Raw genomic sequence first — 17,133 nt, forward strand, 5'->3', positions numbered from 1 at the left:
GTGAACTGGACACCGGGCGTCGTCATGGGAAAGCCTTTCGATAAACGTGGGGGGCTGAAATGGCCTTACGGGTACAGAGTAGCGTACGTTCGGCATTCAGCGGTAACCGGTCCACCCCCGAAACGTCCCTGATCGATCCCGGACTGCTCCTCCCGGATCCATAAAAGGCGCGGGGTCCGGCGTGATGCCAGGCCCCGCGCATGAAGTTGTTAGCGCACGCTCACTGTGCGCGCGAACACAACTCAGACGGTGGGAACGCCATTGGCGTCCTTCTCGTAGATCCACTTACCCATGAGGGTCATGATGGCGACGACGAGCAGAACGACGGCCCACGCGTAGTAGAGCAGGCCGAAGATGGTCGAGATGAAGCCAAGATTGAGGACGTTCGGCACCACGAACACGAGGGAGATGACGATCTTGTAGATGGCGTACTGGTTGTAGCCGCGGTAGAAGTCACCGATGCCGAATCCGCCGAGGAACAGGTTGAGGAGGCCAGCGATGACGCGAGACTTACCCTCGGCGGGCGCGTTGGGTGACGGCTAAGCTACCTCTTGTGCCAACCCCAAATTACGAGATGCTTCGCGCCCCGATCCTCGCGTGGTACGAGCTCCATCGCCGCGAACTCCCCATGCGCGCCGATGATGTTTCCCCGTGGGGCACTCTTGTTTTTGAGGTCATGAGCCAGCAAACCCCCATCCCGCGCGTGCAGCCAATTTGGGAGCGGTGGATGAGGCTGTGGCCAACTCCTGCGGATTTCGCTGCCGCTTCCCCTGCCGAGGCCTTAGTTGAGTGGGCACACCTTGGCTATCCCTCGCGGGCGCTGCGGCTTCGTGACTGCGCGCAGGTTATTGTGCGCGAGTGGGGTGGCGAAGTTCCCGATAGCTACGAGGCCCTGCTGGCCTTGCCGGGGATCGGCCCCTATACCGCAAGTGCTCTTGCCTCCTTCCAATTCCACGAGCGCATCCCCGTCCTTGATACGAATATTCGCCGAGTGTTTGCGCGCATCTGCGACGGGGTCGAGTTTGCGCGACGTTCCACACCTTCGCGCTCCGAGTTCGCAGCTGCGATACAGTGGCTTCCCAAGGACGGCGCAGAATGTGCAGTGTGGAATGTGGCGATCATGGAGTTTGGCGCACTGGTCTGCACCCAGCGCTCCCCCAAGTGTGCGGGGTGCCCGATGCGCACAAACTGCGCATGGGCGGGCGCCGGTTTCCCACCCGCCGAGGTGCGGCCTCGTGGTCAAGCGTGGAAGGGAACTGACCGGCAGGCTCGGGGACGGGTGATGGCAGCTTTGCGGCGCTCTCCCGAGGGGATCTCCATTGACGAGGCCGTGGCTGCGGCACGCTTGAAAGGTGCGGATCCGGAGCAGGCTCCTCGCGTCATTGAGGCTCTGATACGCGATGGCCTGGTTGCCGAAGAGGTGGCAACCAGGCACATCACACTTCCTCGGGAGTGAGGAAGGGGCTGGACCCTGGAGGGTAGGCCTAGCCCTTGACTGCTCCTGCCATTGCGAAACTTCCTCCGGAAACTTTCTGCATGATTGCGTACAGAACCAAAGCCGGGCTGGAATAGATCACCGCGAATGCGGCAAGCTTTCCATAAACAACGGCTCCGTGAGTTCCGAAGAACTGGTAAATAGCGACGGCAGCTGGCTGAATATCCGGATCAGTCGTCAAGATGAAGGGAACGAAGAAGTTCCCCCAGGTCGCGGTGAATATGAAGATAAAGACGACCAACAGACCGGGTTTCATCAGGGGAAGAACAATGGTTCGCAGCGCTTTGAGTGCGCTGGCACCATCGACCCAGGCTGCTTCTTCAAGAGACACAGGGACAGAGTCCATGAAGTTCTTGAGCATCCACACGGCCATGGGCAGTGAGGTTGCAGTCATGAAGCAGATGATGCCGGGCATCGAATCGATCAGATCGAGGCTGACGAAGAGCGAGTACACGGGAACCATCAGTGCCGTAATGGGCAAGCAGGTTCCGAAAAGAATCGTGTACATAAATCCGCGAGCGAAACGACTCTTGTAACGAGAAAGCGGGTAGGCCGCGAGCGCACCGACGACAACGGTCAATATGGCCGTTCCAAAGGAGAGGATCGCAGAATTCCACAGAGGAAGCCAGGTTCGATCAAATGTCGCGATATCCGTGTAATTCTCGGTCGTGAAATGCTCAGGAACACTCAGGGAGACGGTTGCCGTTGGGTTGAAGGAGGCAAAGAGCACCCACGCCAATGGAATCAGGAATGAAATTCCGATCAATGCCAAGACGATGCTTGAGATCAAGCGAACCGTTTTCTCACGCGGATTAGCAACGGAGGGGATTTCCTTAGCTTGCGTAGCCATCAGTCCACCTCCGGCTTCAAGGCGCGAATGTATACCAGAGCAAAGAGCGCACCCAGCACAATGGTCACCGTGGCAATCGCCGTACCGTAGCCAATCAGAGAGTTCTTAAAGGCTTCTTGGTAGGCCATGACCGGCAGGGTTGTCGACTGAGTTCCCGGGCCGCCGCCCGTCATCACCCACAGGAGCGTAAAGACGCCCAGGGTTTGAAGGGTGGTAAGGAGCAGGTTGGTGGAGATGGACCCCTTGATCATGGGAAGGGTGACAAAGAAAAATCGCTGCCATCCTCTTGCTCCATCGACTTTTGCCGCTTCTTGGATTTCCGGCGGAACCTCAGCTAGAGCCGCGGAATACACCATCATTGAGAAGGCCGTACCCCGCCATATATTGGCTATGATGACCGAGAACATGGGGAAAGTCAGGAGCCAGGTTGTTCCGCCGAGGCCGATGTAACTGAGCAGGACGTTGAGAGTTCCGTCAGTAGAGAAGAAAGCATAGAGCGCGAAGGCAGCGACAATTTCGGGCATAACCCAGGCGATGACAACAACGCCACCGACAAGTGTGGAAAGGATCTTCGGCGCCTTACGCATGAGCATTGCCAAGGCCAGACCCAAGATGTTCTGGCCGATAACCGCTGATGCAAAGACAAAGATCACGGTCAGCAGGACTGCTTTCCAGAATGCATTACTGGTCAGCAGTTCCGCATAGTTTTCGAGGCCGACAAATTCGGGGTTTGCGGCTTTGTAGCCCGAGAGGGCGGCATTGGTCAAAGACCCATATACCGAATATGCAATGGGACCGACGAGGAACACCGCCATAAGAGCAACTGCTGGAAACAGCAGGCCCATTCGGCCCATTTGGCGGGCGATGCGAGAAATCAGTGTCTCGTGTCGCCCGCCAAGGGTCGCAGTGCTCTCGGTCCCCACACGAACCGAGGTGGACATGTTACTTCGCCGCTTCGATGTTCTTCTCACCGACGATCTTTACCAAGCCCTCGTCATAGGCCTTTGCGGCCTGTTCGGGGGTCTGTTCCTTGGTGACCACAGATTCGGTGGCCGTCTGGATATTCGTGGAGATCTGCGGGTAGTCGGGAGTTGCAGGGCGGAAGTGCGTGTACTGGACGATTCCAGCGAAGAACTCGAAGGAGGGGTTGGCCTTGAGGTACTCAGGGTCAGAGACGATATCCTTTCGGACGGCAATCGCGGAAGTTGCGATGGAGTACTGCAGGGAGCCCTTCTTGTTCAGAGCGGTCTTAACGAAGTCAGCTGCCAGTTCGGGATCCTTGGTCTGGGATCCAACAGAGAGCACCCAGCCACCGGAGAGCGTGGTGAATCCGGGTTCTTGCCCCTTCTGAGTCGGCATCTTTGCCAGACCGATGGTTTCTTGCCATTCGGGCCACTTGGTCTCATCCTTCATCCACACGTAGGGAAGCCAAGAACCATCGATATCGATGGCGAGCTTACCCTTGGGGAGAAGTTCAGTGGACACGCGGGTACCGACTGCCTTGTCCAGTGCGACATCGTTGGAGGGGGTCAGACCCTCGGAGTATACGGTCTGGTAGAAGGTTAAAGCGTCCTTAAAGCCTTGGGAGCCACTGATCCACTTGTTGGTGTCGGTGTTGTACAGGGTGTCCTGAGTTCCGTAGAGCAGCATTTCAAAGCCCTGCATAGTGGTCTGTTCACCACCGGCGCGACCCGCATAGATGTTCATGGGGATGACGTCGGGCACCTTTTCCTTGATGGTGCGGGCTGCGGAAAGCAGATCATCCCAGCTCTTGGGCTGCCAATCGGTCGGCAGACCGGCCTGCTCGAAGATCTTCTTGTTGAAGTAGATACCGCGAGTATCGGTGCCGAAGGGAACACCGTAGAGCTTGCCATCCATGCCCTTTGCACCCTGAGTCGAGCTTTCGGGGTACTGGCTCCACTCATCCCAGTTCTTCACGTACTGGTCGATGGGGAGCAGGTATCCGGCTGCAGCATCGCTCATGACCTGGAAGGTGTCTTCATAGATGATGTCGGGAGCCTTGGACTTCGACTTATTCATCAGCGCAAGCTTGGTGAAGTACTGGTCTGCTTCGGCTTCAACGGGCTGAAGATCGATGGTGACATCCTTGTGGGTTGACTCGAATTCTTCCTTCGCGCGCTTCATGAAGTCTTCAACCTGCGGGAAAGATGAGGTCTTGTAGTAGGTAACGACAAGTGATTTTCCTTCTGAGCTTCCAGAAGCTGCCTTGCCCTTGGATCCAGAGCACGCTGTCAGTCCCACGGCGGCAATGCCCAGAACTGCAACGGCGGCGAGTGCACGACGTGCCATTGAACTCTCCTTTGATAGTTCAGTAACTTCCTTCGGTTTGCCTGCGGCTTCACTGTCGCCGGCTTCCCCGCGCCCCTATGACACGGAAGTCCTTGGTGTGAATTGTATTACTACGTAGAAACGGCTTTCCAGCCCCCGATGATTACACTTCGGTCACGATCAAGACAAAGTTCCCTGAATATTTGGTGAGCGAATATTTGCAGCTCACAGGGCATATAGAGAGGGGTGCAACGCCAGCACACTGCCGACGTTGCACCCCTCAATCGTTAAGACTAGGTTCCTCACTGAATTCCCACTAATAGTGAGAAAAACACCCGGGGGAAACCAATGTCCCGACAATCACTTACTACCGACCTCGTAGGACATATCTTCCAACTCGACTCCACGAGTTTCAGGAATGAACTTGACGACCAGCCAGATCAAGATCGCTCCCACAACTGCGTAGGAGAAGTAAGTTCCCGACAGACCAAATGCACCCTTGAGAACGGGGAATAAGAAGGTCACCAACATGCCGCCAATCCAGTTCGCAGCTGTCGCCAGGCCTAGACCAGCAGTGCGGATTTGGTTCGGGAAAACTTCACCGAGGAACACCCAGAGTACAACTCCCCAGGTTCCACAGAAGACGATGTAGACCATGTGTGCTGCAATGAGTGCGAAGTAAGCCCATGCCATCGGCAGTTGGAGGTTACCTTCTGCAGTCAGGGTTCCCTGTGCAAATGCAATGGCAGCAGCAACCATGAACATAAACATTCCAACGGCGCCCCACAGCAGAAGGGGACGACGACCAACCTTATCGATAACACTCATACCGAAAACGGTCATTCCGATACCGATCACGGAAGTGACAACCGGAATGAACACAGAGATATTTCCAGTAAAACCAACCGTCGACCACAGGTCCGTTGCATACAGAAGGATGTTGTTGATACCTGCCATCTGGATTAGGAAGCCAAACGCAACGGCGATCCAAACAATAGGCTTCAAGCCAAATTTCTTATCAAAAAGATCCGAAACGCGCGGTCGGTGTTCCGAAAGCGAAGCTCGAATTTCCTTGATGCGCTCGACAGGATGTGCATCAGCACCAACCTCAACAATGATTTTCTGCGCTTCTTCAGTCTTCCCAATCGAAACCAAGTAACGCGGAGACTCGGGCAGAGTGAGGGCCATAACACCGTAGAGAACCGCAGGAAGGAGTTCAGACATAAACATCCAGCGCCACGTGTGGAGTCCAAACCATGCAACAGACTCGGCAGAACCTGTGACCTGAACCAAGATGTAGTTTGAAATGAACGCACCAAAAATACCGAAGGCAATGGCAAGCTGTTGGAGCGTTCCCAGACGACCACGCTTATCGGCAGGCGCCACTTCAGCGATGTACGCGGGGCCAATAACTGCAGAAATTCCAACGCCAAAACCACCCAGAAGTCGCCACAGCACAAGTGCTGTCAACGAGAAGGAAAGACCCGACATCAACGCTGAGATCGAGTAGAGGATGGATGCGAAGACCATGACACGAACACGGCCAAAACGGTTGGATGCAGGACCCGCAAACCAAGCACCGATCGCTGCTCCAAGGCTAACAATGGATACGACCAGACCTGTTTGCCAGGTCGTTAGGCCAAATCCCACTTCTGCACCGGTAAATGCTGCGATTGCTCCGTTAATGACTGCAACGTCAAAACCGAAGAGGAATCCGCCCAGTGCCGCGGCAATCGCAACGCCCCAAAGCCGTCGTGTCTGATTGCTCGACATTTCAGTTCCTTTCTGAATTTTCACTCATAAAACGAGTCATGAGTATTTGGATTTCTGCCCACGTCACTGAGTCCGGAAGCGAGAGCGACCCGTGGAAGGTACCCGCGAACATGTGCAATTCTGAGATGCAACCAGCGGAAACTAGGCCGGTCGCAAGTGATATTCCTTCATCGCGCAACGGATCAACCGGATTGACCACGATGAGCGCAGGAGGGAACCCCTTTTCTTTAAAGACTGGGCTTGGTACAGGGAAAGCCGCCGTTTTCAGCGCAGACGGAATCTCCTCGACTTCTCCATTACCTTCTACACCTAGGGGAAGACCATAGAAATGGCGCCAAGAATCGACCGCTGCTCGTCGCGTCCAGATGGGGCCATCAGCAAACAATGTGCTTGAAGGAGTTGCCAAATCAGGATCGATGCATGGCTCTAGCAGAATGATCCCTCTGATTGCAGATGCCAAAGCATTCTTAGCTTCTACATGCCCATTATTTTGATTCTTCTCACCGACCCCAAAGATTCGCGAAACCATTGAGTACGCGAGGCCAGCCCCAGCAGAGTCCCCGAAAATGAAAATTCCTCGATGCTCTCCAAAGCGTTGAACCGCTTCCTTGAGGGAAGAAATACAGTCATCAACAGCCGCCGGGAAGGGGTATTCAGGAGCTAGACGATATTCGGGAGAGATAACAATCGCTCCAAACCGACTGGCCAACTCATCGTTCTTCACGTCGTCAAAAGCCGCGCGGCCTGCGACGTAGCCGCCACCGTGAATAGAAACTAACAGCGGTGCATCATCGGACACACCCTTCGGAATAAAAGCGCGCCCTAGGGAGGTGACTTCCAACGTGTTTTCAGGATCATATGGCGCGGCTAGCAGAGCATCTCCACCTGCCCTCATGGCACTCAGATCCCACGTTGTTTGTTCAGGGGTCGCCTCAATTACTGGCAAAAGCTCGGGACGAATGAAATAAGGAGCTTCACACATCTTTGATCAATTCTTCTTAAGAGCCTCTAGGAATGAATTCACTGCCAGATAGAACGGTTCGGGAACGGAACGACGGATGCAATGCCGAGCAGTCGGGATCACATGGGTTGTAATGTTTCGGTTTTCCAATGCATCGATAGCCTCAGCTCCAGCCGGCCCAATAAGAACATCATCACCATCACCTGTGACAAGAAGCGTAGGCACCTTCAATGCAGAAAGGATTTCTTCCCGAACGCGTGCGCCCCCAACTACTCCTCGCTTGAGGAACTCGCGATCGGCTTGCACCTTCCCCTGTGCCCATGCCGCAGCCTCCGAAGGACTCCACAGCGGATAGTCCTTAAGAAGAAGGTCTATTTCTCGCCCGAGATTCTGGGTCACTTCATCGCACCTCGCAACGAGGCTAGGGCCAAGCTCCCGAAAATCTTCACGTTGTTTAGGAGTTAGAAGTGCGGGATCCTCCAGAACTAATGCGTCAATATGAACCAAACCCCGCGAAACAAGCTCAGCAGCAGTAGCACCTCCCATTGAGTGTCCCATCAAAACAACGAAGGGTGCGGGATTCTTTGCTTCGGTGCTATTAATCAACACTGCCGTACTCTGTACGAGGGCTTCAAATGGATCTAATAGGTCCCCATCCGAAAAACGTGGAGAACAGCCATGGCCCAAAGCATCAACGCAGATAACTTCAAAAGTCTCGGACCATCGTTGACTAATGTCGCTCAGCGATGCGGCATTATCAGTAACGCCATGAAGGGCATAGATCCGCCCTTGAATAGGAATACCGGATGTATTTACGGCAAGCTTTGCCGGTGTCATGATTCCTCCTCAGTGAGTATCACGTGCCATATGCTAGCACCGACCTCCCTAGGGCAGTCAAAATACAAAACTGCAGATCGAAAGGGGTAGTACGATACAACTGTGGATTCAAAATATCTGAGAATTTTCTCCACGCTCATTGACGAGATGGAGAGGATGTCTCCAGGAGAGCAGCTTCAAAGCGAGCGCGAGCTCTCGCAACGTTTTCAGGTTTCACCTATGACAGTACGTCGCGCTCTTCATAAGCTGTCAACGGAGGGATACACCTCAGCCATACCCGGAAAAGGCACATTTGTACGCAAGTGTTTCTACGCAAAACGAGCTGACACATCATCATTTTCCGATTCAATGCTTGCTGCTGGGAAAGTTGCGTCGGCGCACCTGATAAGCGCGACATTAAGGCAGGCGACACGGGGAGAAGAAGAAGCGCTAGGAATTGATGAAGATACTTTTATCTACGCGATTTCCCGAATCCGCTTCGGGAATGATGTTCCCCTATGCGTCGAAGACTCAATCATCCGTTCGGATTATTTTCCGAAGCTTTTAGGAGAAGACCTAACTGGTTCTCTCTACGAGATATTTACAAAGAAGTACAGCATTACTCCCATGAAAACCCGTTTTCGCATCAAAGCAGCACTAGCAAGTGAACCACTCTGTCAACAACTTAAAGTGGCTGCTCCAGCACCTGTCTTAATAGCAACAACGGCTACGGCTGACCAGAATGGAAGAGTTTTCGAGGTCTGTACGTCCACATACCGCGGGGATTCGTACGAAATTACAATCTAACAGTTAGTAACCATCACGGAGAATGCCATGGATGAGAGCAAGATCGAAAACGTCATGTCTGAGCTGCTTGGCGAGGGCTATCGAATTGTCAGGGAAAACGGCGAGTTGTCTCCGATGATCGAATGGGTCGACTGGGCGGGCGATCCCGACGACGAGAACGATGAAGAACGCGTCGAAGTGAACTTCGCCGAGGGAACGATGGAGACCTACCCCATGGGCGTTCAGCTCCGTCAGATCTGGCACGAAGACGCGGAGTAAGAGCAACTGAATCGACAGAGGCCTGCTGTAGGGGCGCTGAGCGGGTTACATCCTGACGCTTCATCAAGCAAAAGACCTCAGTCTCCGTGGCATCCATAGCTTGCGGGGTTGACGGGCTGTTGATACTTCGGCAGCCCGTCGACTACCAGCAGGTACGACTCCATGACAAGCTCGCGCACTAGTTTGTCGCTAATCCCCGGTCCCGGCATGACGGTGATCCAGTGTTTCTTATTCATGTGATAACCCGGAGTGATTGATTCAAAGCTCTCACAGAGCGCACGCGCATCCTGCGGATCAGCCTTGAGATTCACCATCCGCTTCCCACGGACGGTTGAGATCATGAACCATTTACCGCATACTCGCGCGGCATCCCACTCCTCGTTAAAGGGATAAAGCTCGCTTGCGGGAAGCTCGAGCACAGCATCGACGACCGCCTTCCACAGCTGTTCATCATCTAGGTCGGCCTTCATGAGGACTCCCATCCACTGCGTCTTTCGAGTAGCAAAAAGCGGCCCGCAAGGGGCCGCTAGTGGAGCGGGCGACGGGAATCGAACCCGCGCTGTCAGCTTGGGAAGCTGAAGTTCTACCATTGAACTACGCCCGCGAAGCGCCTGATACCAATCGGTATGACCGGCACAACTCGTTCATCATAGCGGCTCCCCCGGCTGCAGTCCAAAGCATGACCTCTAGACTTAAAGGCGTGACTTCACCCAACCCACGCCCCGTCGTTGCCGCTGCAATCTTTGACCGCCTCCCCCACCCAAGCGCACTTTTGTGTGCCTCCCGCTCCTACCCAGAAGATTTGCGAGGTCTCTTCGAACTCCCCGGCGGAAAGGTTGAGGAAGGGGAAGACCCCCTGCGCGGCCTCGTACGCGAAATCGACGAAGAACTGGGGTGCGCACTGAAGATTGCTGAACCGGTCCTCACCCCCGAGGGGAAGTGGTGGCCGATCCTGAACGGTCGGGTGATGGCGGTGTGGGGATGCACCCTTGCTGACCCCACCCAAACCTTGACTCCGGGAGCCTCGCATCTCGAGTTACTGTGGACTCCTCTTCATGAAGTGATGGATTTACCGTGGATCCCTGCTGATTTCCCCATCGTCCAGGCGGCAATCAATCAGTTCTCGTCTGGGAAATCCATGTAAATCGGCGAATGATCAAGACAGATCCAGAATTTCTGTCAGAATAGCTTTATGCCGAAGATTATTGGAGATTCGCTGGCCGACCATCGAGAGCTCACGCGCAACCGTCTTTTTGATGCACTTGCAAGTCTTCTTGCTGAGCAGCCATTCGATTCAATCTCCATGTCGCAGATCGCTTCGCGGGCAAAGGTTGGACGCACCGCGGTCTACAACCACTTCCCCGACAAGGAAGTCCTACTGCTGGAATTCATGCGCCGGGTCACGGTGCAGTTCTCCCAAAAACTCCAAGAAGCGCTCGATCAGGTCAATGATCCACTTGCCCAACTGCGCATCTACATTCGTGCGCACTTGGAAATGACCACTCGTTATCACCTGAACTCGACCTTTAATCTGCGCACTCAAGTTTCACGTGAAAACTCTGTGCACCTGCACGACCACGCAACGATTATTTCGACGCGGCTCTTGGAAATCCTTGCGCGTTGCATGGAAACAGGTGCAATTCCACGGCAAAACCCCCACGTATTGATTCCGCTTATTCATTCATGCCTTGCAGGGAATCGCCTTCCGGCCAACCCTCAGACCCGCGAAGCAATAATCCGCACTGTCCAAGCCTTCATCTTGCGAGGCATAGGGGCTGATGTTGAGGTTGCTTCTTCAGCTGAACGCGCGGGATCTACCACCGCAGTTCAGGAAGTTTCGACTGCAACAACGCCAGAAGGGGACGCTCGCGATAATTCGTATATGCGTTGTCCCGTCAGTGCCTGACATCGTGTGAATCAGCTAACTCCGATAGGATCGGGGAATAAGTGACCGGCACGAACCGTTGAGCTGGACATGAAGCGGGGCACGTGCCCCAATACAAATTAAAGGAGTGCCCTTCAATGAGTACCATCGAGCTCACCACCGAAAACTTCAGCGAGACCGTTAATTCCGACAAGATCGTCCTGGTTGATTTCTGGGCGACCTGGTGCGGCCCGTGCCGTCAGTTCGGCCCCATCTTCGAGTCCGTCTCAGAGAAGCACCCCGACATCGTTTTCGGCAAGGTTGACACTGATGCGCAGCAGGAACTTGCTGCTTCCGCTCAGATTTCGTCGATCCCGACCCTGATGATCTTCCGCGAAGGTGTCCTGATCTTCCGTAACTCCGGTGCCCTTCCGGCAGCTGCTCTTGAGGACCTGATCTCTCAGGCAGAAGCCCTGAACATGGAAGAGGTTCACGCAGAAGCTCAGAAGCACCAGGAATCTCACAACGACTGATGCGTAAACACGGTGTGTGATAGGTGCGCACACCACCAAAACTCAAAAGGGGTTGGAGACGGCTTTCCGTCTCCAACCCCTTTTTCTGTCTAATTAAACGCAGCTTTAAGCGTTCAGCCAAGCAGTTCTTGAGCAACCAACTCTGCCAGCTGAATGGCGTTCAAAGCCGCTCCCTTGCGAAGGTTATCGCCGCTGACGACAAACACGATTCCACGGTTATCCGGAACCGCTTGATCCTGACGAATACGGCCGACGAAGACATCGTCTTCGCCCGCGGCCTCGAGAGGGGTCGGAACATCGACAACGCGAACGCCGGGGGCGCTGCTGAGTGCAGCCACGGCCTCGTCACGAGAAATCGAGGAGGGGAACTCAGCGTGAACGGTCATGGTGTGCGCGGTCAGGACCGGCACGCGCACGCAGGTCCCGCTCACCAGAAGATTCGGGACGTGAAGGATGCGACGCGACTCATTGCGAAGCTTCTGCTCTTCGTCGGTCTCAAAGCTACCGTCATCGACAATCGAACCGGCCAAAGGAACGACATCGAAAGCGATGGGCGCGACGTAGACCTCAGGGGTACCGAAATCAACAGCGTGACCGTCGGTCGTGAGTCCCTCAAGATTTTGATCAGCAGCTCCACGGACTTGGTCGATGAGCTCGCGAACGCCCTTGAGGCCAGAGCCGGAGACCGCCTGGTAAGAGGAGACAGTCAGTCGATCGATACCGCCCGCAGCTTGCGCAAGTGGCTTAATGGCGGGCATGACGGCCATGGTCGTGCAATTCGGGTTCGCGATGATGCCCTTGGGGCGGTTCGCAACGTCTTCACCGTTCACCTCGGAGACAACCAGCGGGACCTCGGGGTCCTTACGCCATGCGGAGGAGTTGTCGACAACTACGGCGCCGGCTGCCGCGAACTTGGGGGCATACTCGCGCGAGGCCGTAGCTCCCGCAGAGAAGATCGCGATGTCGATCCCCGAGAAGTCAGCGGTTGCGACGTCCTCAACGACGACCTCTGCGCCCTTCCACGGCAGGGTAGATCCCGCCGAACGTGAAGATGCGAAGAAACGAATCGTTTCAACCGGGAAATTGCGCTCTTCCAAGATCGTGCGCATGACGCGACCAACCTGGCCGGTCGCACCGACAACTGCAACAGTCAAACCTGACATTTTCAAGCCTCTCTTACTAGCGATGGACCGACTCAGCGGCCAGTACCCGCGTACACAACGGCCTCGGAAACCTCAGCATCCAAGCCGAAAGCGGAGTGCACAACGGCAACTGCACGATCCAGATCATCCAGCTTTGTCACAATCGACAGACGGATCTCGGAAGAGGAAATCAGATCAATATTGATTCCCGCCTCAGACAGGGCAGCGAAGAGTCGCGCGGCCACACCGGGATTCGTACGCATACCCGTTCCCACCAGCGAAAGCTTGCCGATATTCGGGTTGTAGAGGACCTCTTGGAAACCGATCTCTTCCTTCGCGGACTCGAGCGCGTCGAGCGCAACCTGGGCATCGGCCTCGGGAATGGTGAAGGTGATGTTCGCGCGAGTGCGATCACCAACGGGGATGTTCTGAACAATCATGTCGATGTTCGCGCCCGCAGCGGCGATCGTCTGGAAAACCATCGCGGCGCGGCCGGGGTGGTTCGGGACACCGGCGACCGTAATCTTGTCCTGGCCGCGGTCGTGGGCAATTCCAGAGATGATGGGCTGTTCCATCTTTCCTTCTTTCGGGTCGAGGAATGCGGCGTCAGGGACCAATCCCTTGAGCGCCGGCGAGGCCGGGCGGTCTGAAATCCAGGTTCCTTCCTTCTCGGAGAAGGAGGAACGAACGTGTAGGGGAACCTTGTAGCGGCGGGGGGATTTGACCCCCCGCAGGGGGAGAATCTTTGATTGTCGCCGGGCGAATTCGACCGCGCGCAGGTGAAGAATCTTTGCACCATGCGCAGCAAGTTCCAGGGTTTCTTCCGTTGAGATCGAGCGCAGGCGGTGTGCCTTGGAGACGATTCGCGGATCAGCAGAGAACAGGCCGTCGACGTCGGTGTAAATCTCGCACACATCGGCGTGCAAGGCAGCCGCGAGCGCAACCGCGGTCGTATCAGAACCGCCTCGACCCAAAGTCGTCACATCATCATCGTCAGAAATTCCTTGGAAACCGGCGACAATTGCGACCTGGCCTTCAGAGATTGAACGGGCGACGCGTTCGGGGACCATACCGGTGATCTGGGCGCGACCATAAGCGGAAGTTGTGTGGATTCCGGCCTGCGCGCCGGTGAAGGCCTGTGCGGGAACACCCAACTCGTTAATTGCCATGGACAGAAGGGACATCGAGATACGCTCACCGGCGGTGAGAAGGATGTCCATCTCACGTTCGGGTGCGTTGTCGGTAATCTGCGCGGCGGTGTCCAGGAGGTCGTCGGTTGTATCGCCCATTGCTGAAACGACGACAACAAGCTTGTGTCCCGCGTTCCGAGTCTCAACGATGCGCTTTGCAACGCGTTTAATCGCTTCAACATCGGACACGGATGAGCCTCCGTACTTTTGCACGATGAGCGCCACGGGTGGTCCTAACTGTCTGCGTTTGGGTTATCTGTTCTTATCGTCCCTGAAAACTCGCACACATGACGAGTACTGACCAACACGTGAACGTTTGTGTCGATTTATGAGCGTAACTTTCGGCACACTTGGCATATTCCTAGGACCAACGAATATGGTTGAACTACATCCACGGAAGGAGTCCTCGATGCCGCACACGATTTACGGGACCCCGGTTGTTCACGGTGTCTCCTATGCACCGCTTGTTTGGACGTCCCGCCCAGCCCTCCCTTCCGACGATTTCACTCCCCTACCGCCCGAGGACCGCCCAGCCATCGCCGTCTCCCTTGAAGAGATCTGCAAGAAGGTCGGCGAGGAGCTCTTCGAACGCTCAGCGCAGGCACTGGGCGACGTCTCAGACGTCCTCGTCATGACTGCGTCTTTAGCAACCGACCCGACATGGATCCGTGAAGCTCAGTCGTGGATCTTCTCCGGTGTTCCGGCGCCGCAATCAGTTGTTCGGGCGACCGATAAATTCGTCGAGGTTTTCCGTTCCTCCGGTGGACTGATGCTCGAGCGCATCGCTGACCTCTACGACGTCCGCGACCTGGTCCTTGCTCACCTTGCCGAGGCCGACTCTGAAATCTTGGCATCGGGAGCAGGGACGCCAGTCGTTGCTCCTCAGAAAGTGGCCCCCCACGCTCCCTATATCGTGTGTGCACGCGACCTATCCCCCTCAGATGCGGCGAACCTTGATCCCAAGTATTGCGTTGGAATTGCAACGGAACTGGGCGGTCCGACCTCGCACACATCGATTATTGCGCGCCAGTTGGGGATCCCCTGCATCGTCGCCGTGCGCAACTTGAGTGAATTGCGCCAGGGGGATCTTGTATTGATGGATGCCTTTGTGGGGTCTTTGGCAACTGAGGTTTCTGCCGAAGAGGCACAGGCTGCGGTTCAGCGAGATCAAAAGCGCGCACAGGCGGTAGCTCATTGGAACGCGCCCGCTCACACCAGCGATGAACATCCAGTGAAGCTGTTGGCCAATATTCATGACCTTGCAAGCGCGCAGGCCGCGGCCCAATCCCCCCACCTTGAATCAATCGGCCTCTTGCGTTCAGAACTGGCCTTCTTAAACGCACACAGCGAGCCAACAATTGAAGAGCAAGTGAACTTTTACTCGGGGGTTTTTGAGCAATTCCGCGGGCATTCGGTATGCGTGCGCACCCTGGATGCGGGTTCAGATAAACCACTGGCCTATGCGACAATCCCCGGCGAAGACAACCCTGCGCTTGGCGTCCGAGGAATCCGAACCTCTGGCCCTTACCCGCAGATCCTCCACAACCAACTGGAAGCGATCGCCCTGGCAGCCATCCAACACCGAGAAACCTCGGTATCAATCATGGCTCCCATGATTTCAACGATTGCCGAAGCCCAGTGGTTCGCTTCGACCGTCCGCCAGCTTTCCGAACGCTTCGAGGTTGAACTGCGCTCGGGAATTATGATCGAGGTCCCCGCGGCGGCACTTTTGATCGATTCCATGATGCAATACGTCGATTTCGTATCGATTGGGTCGAATGATCTGACACAGTACACGATGGCTGCAGATCGCATGTCACCTGACTTGGCCGAGTATTCCGATCCCTGGCAGCCCGCACCTTTGCGCCTGATTGCGCAGGTTGCGCGCGCTGGCCTTGAGCACGGGGTAAGCGTGAGTGTGTGTGGCGAGGCCGCAGCAGACCCGCTGCTCGCCTGCGTTTTCGTTGGTATGGGTATCCCCGCGCTGTCGATGCCGCGCTTGGCAATTCCCTCGGTGGGCGCGCAGCTTGCTCAGGTCAGCCTGGCACAGTGTCGCTTAGCTGCCGCTTCCGTTGTCGAGGCCTCTGATCCCGGCGAGGCGCGCTACCGTGCGCGCGGGGCACTCCAGGTGGAGTTTTAGGGACAAGCAAGGATCTGAAGTCTCACTTCTGCATACGCAGATACCTGACTGAATCTAATCGGACGATTAAAAAGCCCGGTTCCACTCTTCAGGTATTCCGAGGCTCGGAGTTCGAACCAATGGGTTCTGCAGAAATTCCTCAACAAGGAGCCTCGAAACTTTATCCGGCCATGTAGTTCCCGGAGACGTTACTCTCAGAAGATGTGACATGACGACAATCGCACCAAAGATGCGTTCACTTTGTCGTGCTGGGAGCGCTAAGAATTTCGTTTGTGACTTTAACGCCGAAGTGGGAGCCGGGGTAAACGATTTATTCCACAGTCGACCGTGATGTGCGCATGTATTCCGTATGATTGCAAACTGTTCGAGCCACCGTGCTAATGGTGATTGTTTCTTTGCTTTTTCCTGCTGATTCCGAGACAAAGAATTCAGATTAATTCGTATCCCCAGACTCTCTGCAATCGTTTGCTGATCTCGAACACGCATCCCGTCAAACATCCGCGATAAATCACTGAAATCAAGAACCTCAGCCAATACCCAAAACGGAAACTGAGAATTATAGACATCACAATAATGTTGGATCGCTTCGCTACGCATACGCATACGGGAAATCCGTTTATCGGCGGTTTTGAGCCACTGCTTATGTTGAAAGGTCGGACGGAAATTAGCAGGATTTTGATAGAAAACCGGATCGGTCATACATAAACAGTCCCCGATTCTCGTCCGCATTGTCGTTTCAATACGCTCAATCGCATCGAAAAGGAGGGTACGTAGCTTCCGATCGGCCTCATACAATGCGACTACATCCGCGAAAGATATTCCTTCGTGAAATTCATCGAGATGTGTACCATCATCGTCAATTTTCCGAGCTGGGTACCAGTACGCTGAGAGCCGATAATAACTAACATTCGAGAGCCATTGCCATGCAAGCTGCTCATCAACTTGCATGCCGCGTTCGCGGGGTTAAAGGACAAAAAGAGTTGGTGGAGGGTTAGTCCCAGTTGTTTCGGTGGGG

Annotated in this window: 19 protein-coding genes and 1 tRNA gene; 8 read left to right on the forward strand and 12 right to left on the reverse strand. The window is 55.1% G+C overall.

From position 1 onward, the window contains the following. The first annotated feature begins 200 nt into the window (after positions 1-200). Together QZR18_RS07450 and QZR18_RS07455 are read left to right on the forward strand one after the other, a co-directional pair. A complete protein-coding gene (locus tag QZR18_RS07450; protein ID WP_178704926.1) occupies positions 201-536 on the forward strand; it encodes a hypothetical protein in 336 nt (111 codons plus the stop codon). Positions 537-628: 92 nt separating this feature from the next. Continuing rightward, positions 629-1,456, forward strand: a complete 828-nt coding sequence (locus QZR18_RS07455) for an A/G-specific adenine glycosylase (protein WP_178704929.1) — start codon at positions 629-631, stop codon at positions 1,454-1,456. A 28-nt stretch (positions 1,457-1,484) separates the two neighbouring features. Here QZR18_RS07455 and QZR18_RS07460 read toward each other — a convergent pair whose 3' ends face one another. From QZR18_RS07460 to QZR18_RS07485, 6 genes are all read right to left on the reverse strand, one after another. Next, on the reverse strand, positions 1,485-2,345 hold the full coding sequence (locus QZR18_RS07460; RefSeq protein WP_009408382.1) for a carbohydrate ABC transporter permease: 861 nt from the start codon (positions 2,343-2,345) through the stop codon (positions 1,485-1,487). Further along, positions 2,345-3,286, reverse strand: a complete 942-nt coding sequence (locus QZR18_RS07465) for a carbohydrate ABC transporter permease (RefSeq protein WP_178704924.1) — start codon at positions 3,284-3,286, stop codon at positions 2,345-2,347. Before QZR18_RS07465 ends, QZR18_RS07460 begins: the two co-directional genes overlap by 1 nt. Position 3,287: 1 nt before the next feature. Continuing rightward, a complete protein-coding gene (locus tag QZR18_RS07470) occupies positions 3,288-4,655 on the reverse strand; it encodes an extracellular solute-binding protein (protein ID WP_178704921.1) in 1,368 nt (455 codons plus the stop codon). Positions 4,656-4,994: 339 nt separating this feature from the next. Beyond that, on the reverse strand, positions 4,995-6,407 hold the full coding sequence (locus tag QZR18_RS07475) for a sugar porter family MFS transporter (protein ID WP_178704918.1): 1,413 nt from the start codon (positions 6,405-6,407) through the stop codon (positions 4,995-4,997). A gap of 1 nt (position 6,408) precedes the next feature. Beyond that, complete coding sequence (locus QZR18_RS07480) at positions 6,409-7,389, reverse strand: alpha/beta hydrolase (protein WP_178704915.1); 981 nt, start codon at positions 7,387-7,389, stop codon at positions 6,409-6,411. Between the two features lie 6 nt (positions 7,390-7,395). Further along, positions 7,396-8,205: an alpha/beta hydrolase gene (locus QZR18_RS07485; protein ID WP_178704911.1), complete on the reverse strand. Its 810-nt coding sequence runs from the start codon at positions 8,203-8,205 to the stop codon at positions 7,396-7,398. A 102-nt stretch (positions 8,206-8,307) separates the two neighbouring features. On the opposite strand from QZR18_RS07485, the gene QZR18_RS07490 reads away from it, so the two are divergent. Further along, a complete protein-coding gene (locus QZR18_RS07490) occupies positions 8,308-8,991 on the forward strand; it encodes a GntR family transcriptional regulator (protein ID WP_178704908.1) in 684 nt (227 codons plus the stop codon). A gap of 27 nt (positions 8,992-9,018) precedes the next feature. After that, a complete protein-coding gene (locus QZR18_RS07495) occupies positions 9,019-9,249 on the forward strand; it encodes a hypothetical protein (RefSeq protein WP_178704905.1) in 231 nt (76 codons plus the stop codon). A 77-nt stretch (positions 9,250-9,326) separates the two neighbouring features. Here QZR18_RS07495 and QZR18_RS07500 read toward each other — a convergent pair whose 3' ends face one another. Next, on the reverse strand, positions 9,327-9,719 hold the full coding sequence (locus tag QZR18_RS07500; protein ID WP_178704902.1) for an MmcQ/YjbR family DNA-binding protein: 393 nt from the start codon (positions 9,717-9,719) through the stop codon (positions 9,327-9,329). A gap of 60 nt (positions 9,720-9,779) precedes the next feature. After that, positions 9,780-9,853 (reverse strand) — tRNA-Gly (locus QZR18_RS07505). A 96-nt stretch (positions 9,854-9,949) separates the two neighbouring features. Between QZR18_RS07505 and QZR18_RS07510 the strand changes: the two genes are divergently transcribed. The 3 genes from QZR18_RS07510 (at position 9,950) to trxA (ending at position 11,646) form a co-directional block, all read left to right on the forward strand. Beyond that, a complete protein-coding gene (locus QZR18_RS07510) occupies positions 9,950-10,393 on the forward strand; it encodes a (deoxy)nucleoside triphosphate pyrophosphohydrolase (RefSeq protein WP_178704900.1) in 444 nt (147 codons plus the stop codon). A 48-nt stretch (positions 10,394-10,441) separates the two neighbouring features. Beyond that, positions 10,442-11,155: a TetR/AcrR family transcriptional regulator gene (locus QZR18_RS07515; protein ID WP_178704897.1), complete on the forward strand. Its 714-nt coding sequence runs from the start codon at positions 10,442-10,444 to the stop codon at positions 11,153-11,155. A gap of 116 nt (positions 11,156-11,271) precedes the next feature. Further along, positions 11,272-11,646, forward strand: a complete 375-nt coding sequence (trxA, locus tag QZR18_RS07520; RefSeq protein ID WP_178704894.1) for a thioredoxin — start codon at positions 11,272-11,274, stop codon at positions 11,644-11,646. A 113-nt stretch (positions 11,647-11,759) separates the two neighbouring features. On the opposite strand, the gene QZR18_RS07525 is transcribed toward trxA, so the two are convergent. Both QZR18_RS07525 and QZR18_RS07530 read right to left on the reverse strand, forming a co-directional pair. Continuing rightward, on the reverse strand, positions 11,760-12,809 hold the full coding sequence (locus QZR18_RS07525; protein WP_178704891.1) for an aspartate-semialdehyde dehydrogenase: 1,050 nt from the start codon (positions 12,807-12,809) through the stop codon (positions 11,760-11,762). A gap of 32 nt (positions 12,810-12,841) precedes the next feature. Beyond that, positions 12,842-14,203, reverse strand: a complete 1,362-nt coding sequence (locus tag QZR18_RS07530) for an aspartate kinase (protein ID WP_295910831.1) — start codon at positions 14,201-14,203, stop codon at positions 12,842-12,844. Between the two features lie 184 nt (positions 14,204-14,387). Between QZR18_RS07530 and QZR18_RS07535 the strand changes: the two genes are divergently transcribed. Beyond that, the gene (locus tag QZR18_RS07535; protein WP_178705971.1) at positions 14,388-16,118 is read left to right on the forward strand and encodes a phosphoenolpyruvate--protein phosphotransferase; all 1,731 of its coding nucleotides are present in this window, start codon (positions 14,388-14,390) and stop codon (positions 16,116-16,118) included. 66 nt (positions 16,119-16,184) lie between these two features. Here the strand turns inward: QZR18_RS07535 and QZR18_RS07540 are convergent, their stop codons facing one another. Beyond that, positions 16,185-16,979 (reverse strand): Abi family protein, encoded by a 795-nt coding sequence (locus tag QZR18_RS07540; RefSeq protein WP_295910834.1) that lies wholly within the window; start codon positions 16,977-16,979, stop codon positions 16,185-16,187. Beyond that, positions 16,919-17,133, reverse strand: a 215-nt coding sequence (locus QZR18_RS07545; RefSeq protein WP_295910837.1) for a hypothetical protein, incomplete at its 5' end; no start/stop codon positions are given. The genes QZR18_RS07540 and QZR18_RS07545, both read right to left, overlap by 61 nt.

This window comes from uncultured Actinomyces sp., from assembly GCA_900541895.1.
Classification (GTDB): domain Bacteria; phylum Actinomycetota; class Actinomycetes; order Actinomycetales; family Actinomycetaceae; genus Pauljensenia.

Bases quoted from the DNA above. Each gene is read 5' to 3' on its own strand.
- QZR18_RS07450 (WP_178704926.1), top strand. From the start codon at position 201: ATGAAGTTGTTAGCGCACGCTCACTGTGCGCGCGAACACAACTCAGAC.
- QZR18_RS07455 (WP_178704929.1), top strand. From the start codon at position 629: ATGCGCGCCGATGATGTTTCCCCGTGGGGCACTCTTGTTTTTGAGGTC.
- QZR18_RS07460 (WP_009408382.1), bottom strand. From the start codon at position 2,345: ATGGCTACGCAAGCTAAGGAAATCCCCTCCGTTGCTAATCCGCGTGAG.
- QZR18_RS07465 (WP_178704924.1), bottom strand. From the start codon at position 3,286: ATGTCCACCTCGGTTCGTGTGGGGACCGAGAGCACTGCGACCCTTGGC.
- QZR18_RS07470 (WP_178704921.1), bottom strand. From the start codon at position 4,655: ATGGCACGTCGTGCACTCGCCGCCGTTGCAGTTCTGGGCATTGCCGCC.
- QZR18_RS07475 (WP_178704918.1), bottom strand. From the start codon at position 6,407: ATGTCGAGCAATCAGACACGACGGCTTTGGGGCGTTGCGATTGCCGCG.
- QZR18_RS07480 (WP_178704915.1), bottom strand. From the start codon at position 7,389: ATGTGTGAAGCTCCTTATTTCATTCGTCCCGAGCTTTTGCCAGTAATT.
- QZR18_RS07485 (WP_178704911.1), bottom strand. From the start codon at position 8,205: ATGACACCGGCAAAGCTTGCCGTAAATACATCCGGTATTCCTATTCAA.
- QZR18_RS07495 (WP_178704905.1), top strand. From the start codon at position 9,019: ATGGATGAGAGCAAGATCGAAAACGTCATGTCTGAGCTGCTTGGCGAG.
- QZR18_RS07500 (WP_178704902.1), bottom strand. From the start codon at position 9,719: ATGAAGGCCGACCTAGATGATGAACAGCTGTGGAAGGCGGTCGTCGAT.
- QZR18_RS07515 (WP_178704897.1), top strand. From the start codon at position 10,442: ATGCCGAAGATTATTGGAGATTCGCTGGCCGACCATCGAGAGCTCACG.
- trxA (WP_178704894.1), top strand. From the start codon at position 11,272: ATGAGTACCATCGAGCTCACCACCGAAAACTTCAGCGAGACCGTTAAT.
- QZR18_RS07525 (WP_178704891.1), bottom strand. From the start codon at position 12,809: ATGTCAGGTTTGACTGTTGCAGTTGTCGGTGCGACCGGCCAGGTTGGT.
- QZR18_RS07535 (WP_178705971.1), top strand. From the start codon at position 14,388: ATGCCGCACACGATTTACGGGACCCCGGTTGTTCACGGTGTCTCCTAT.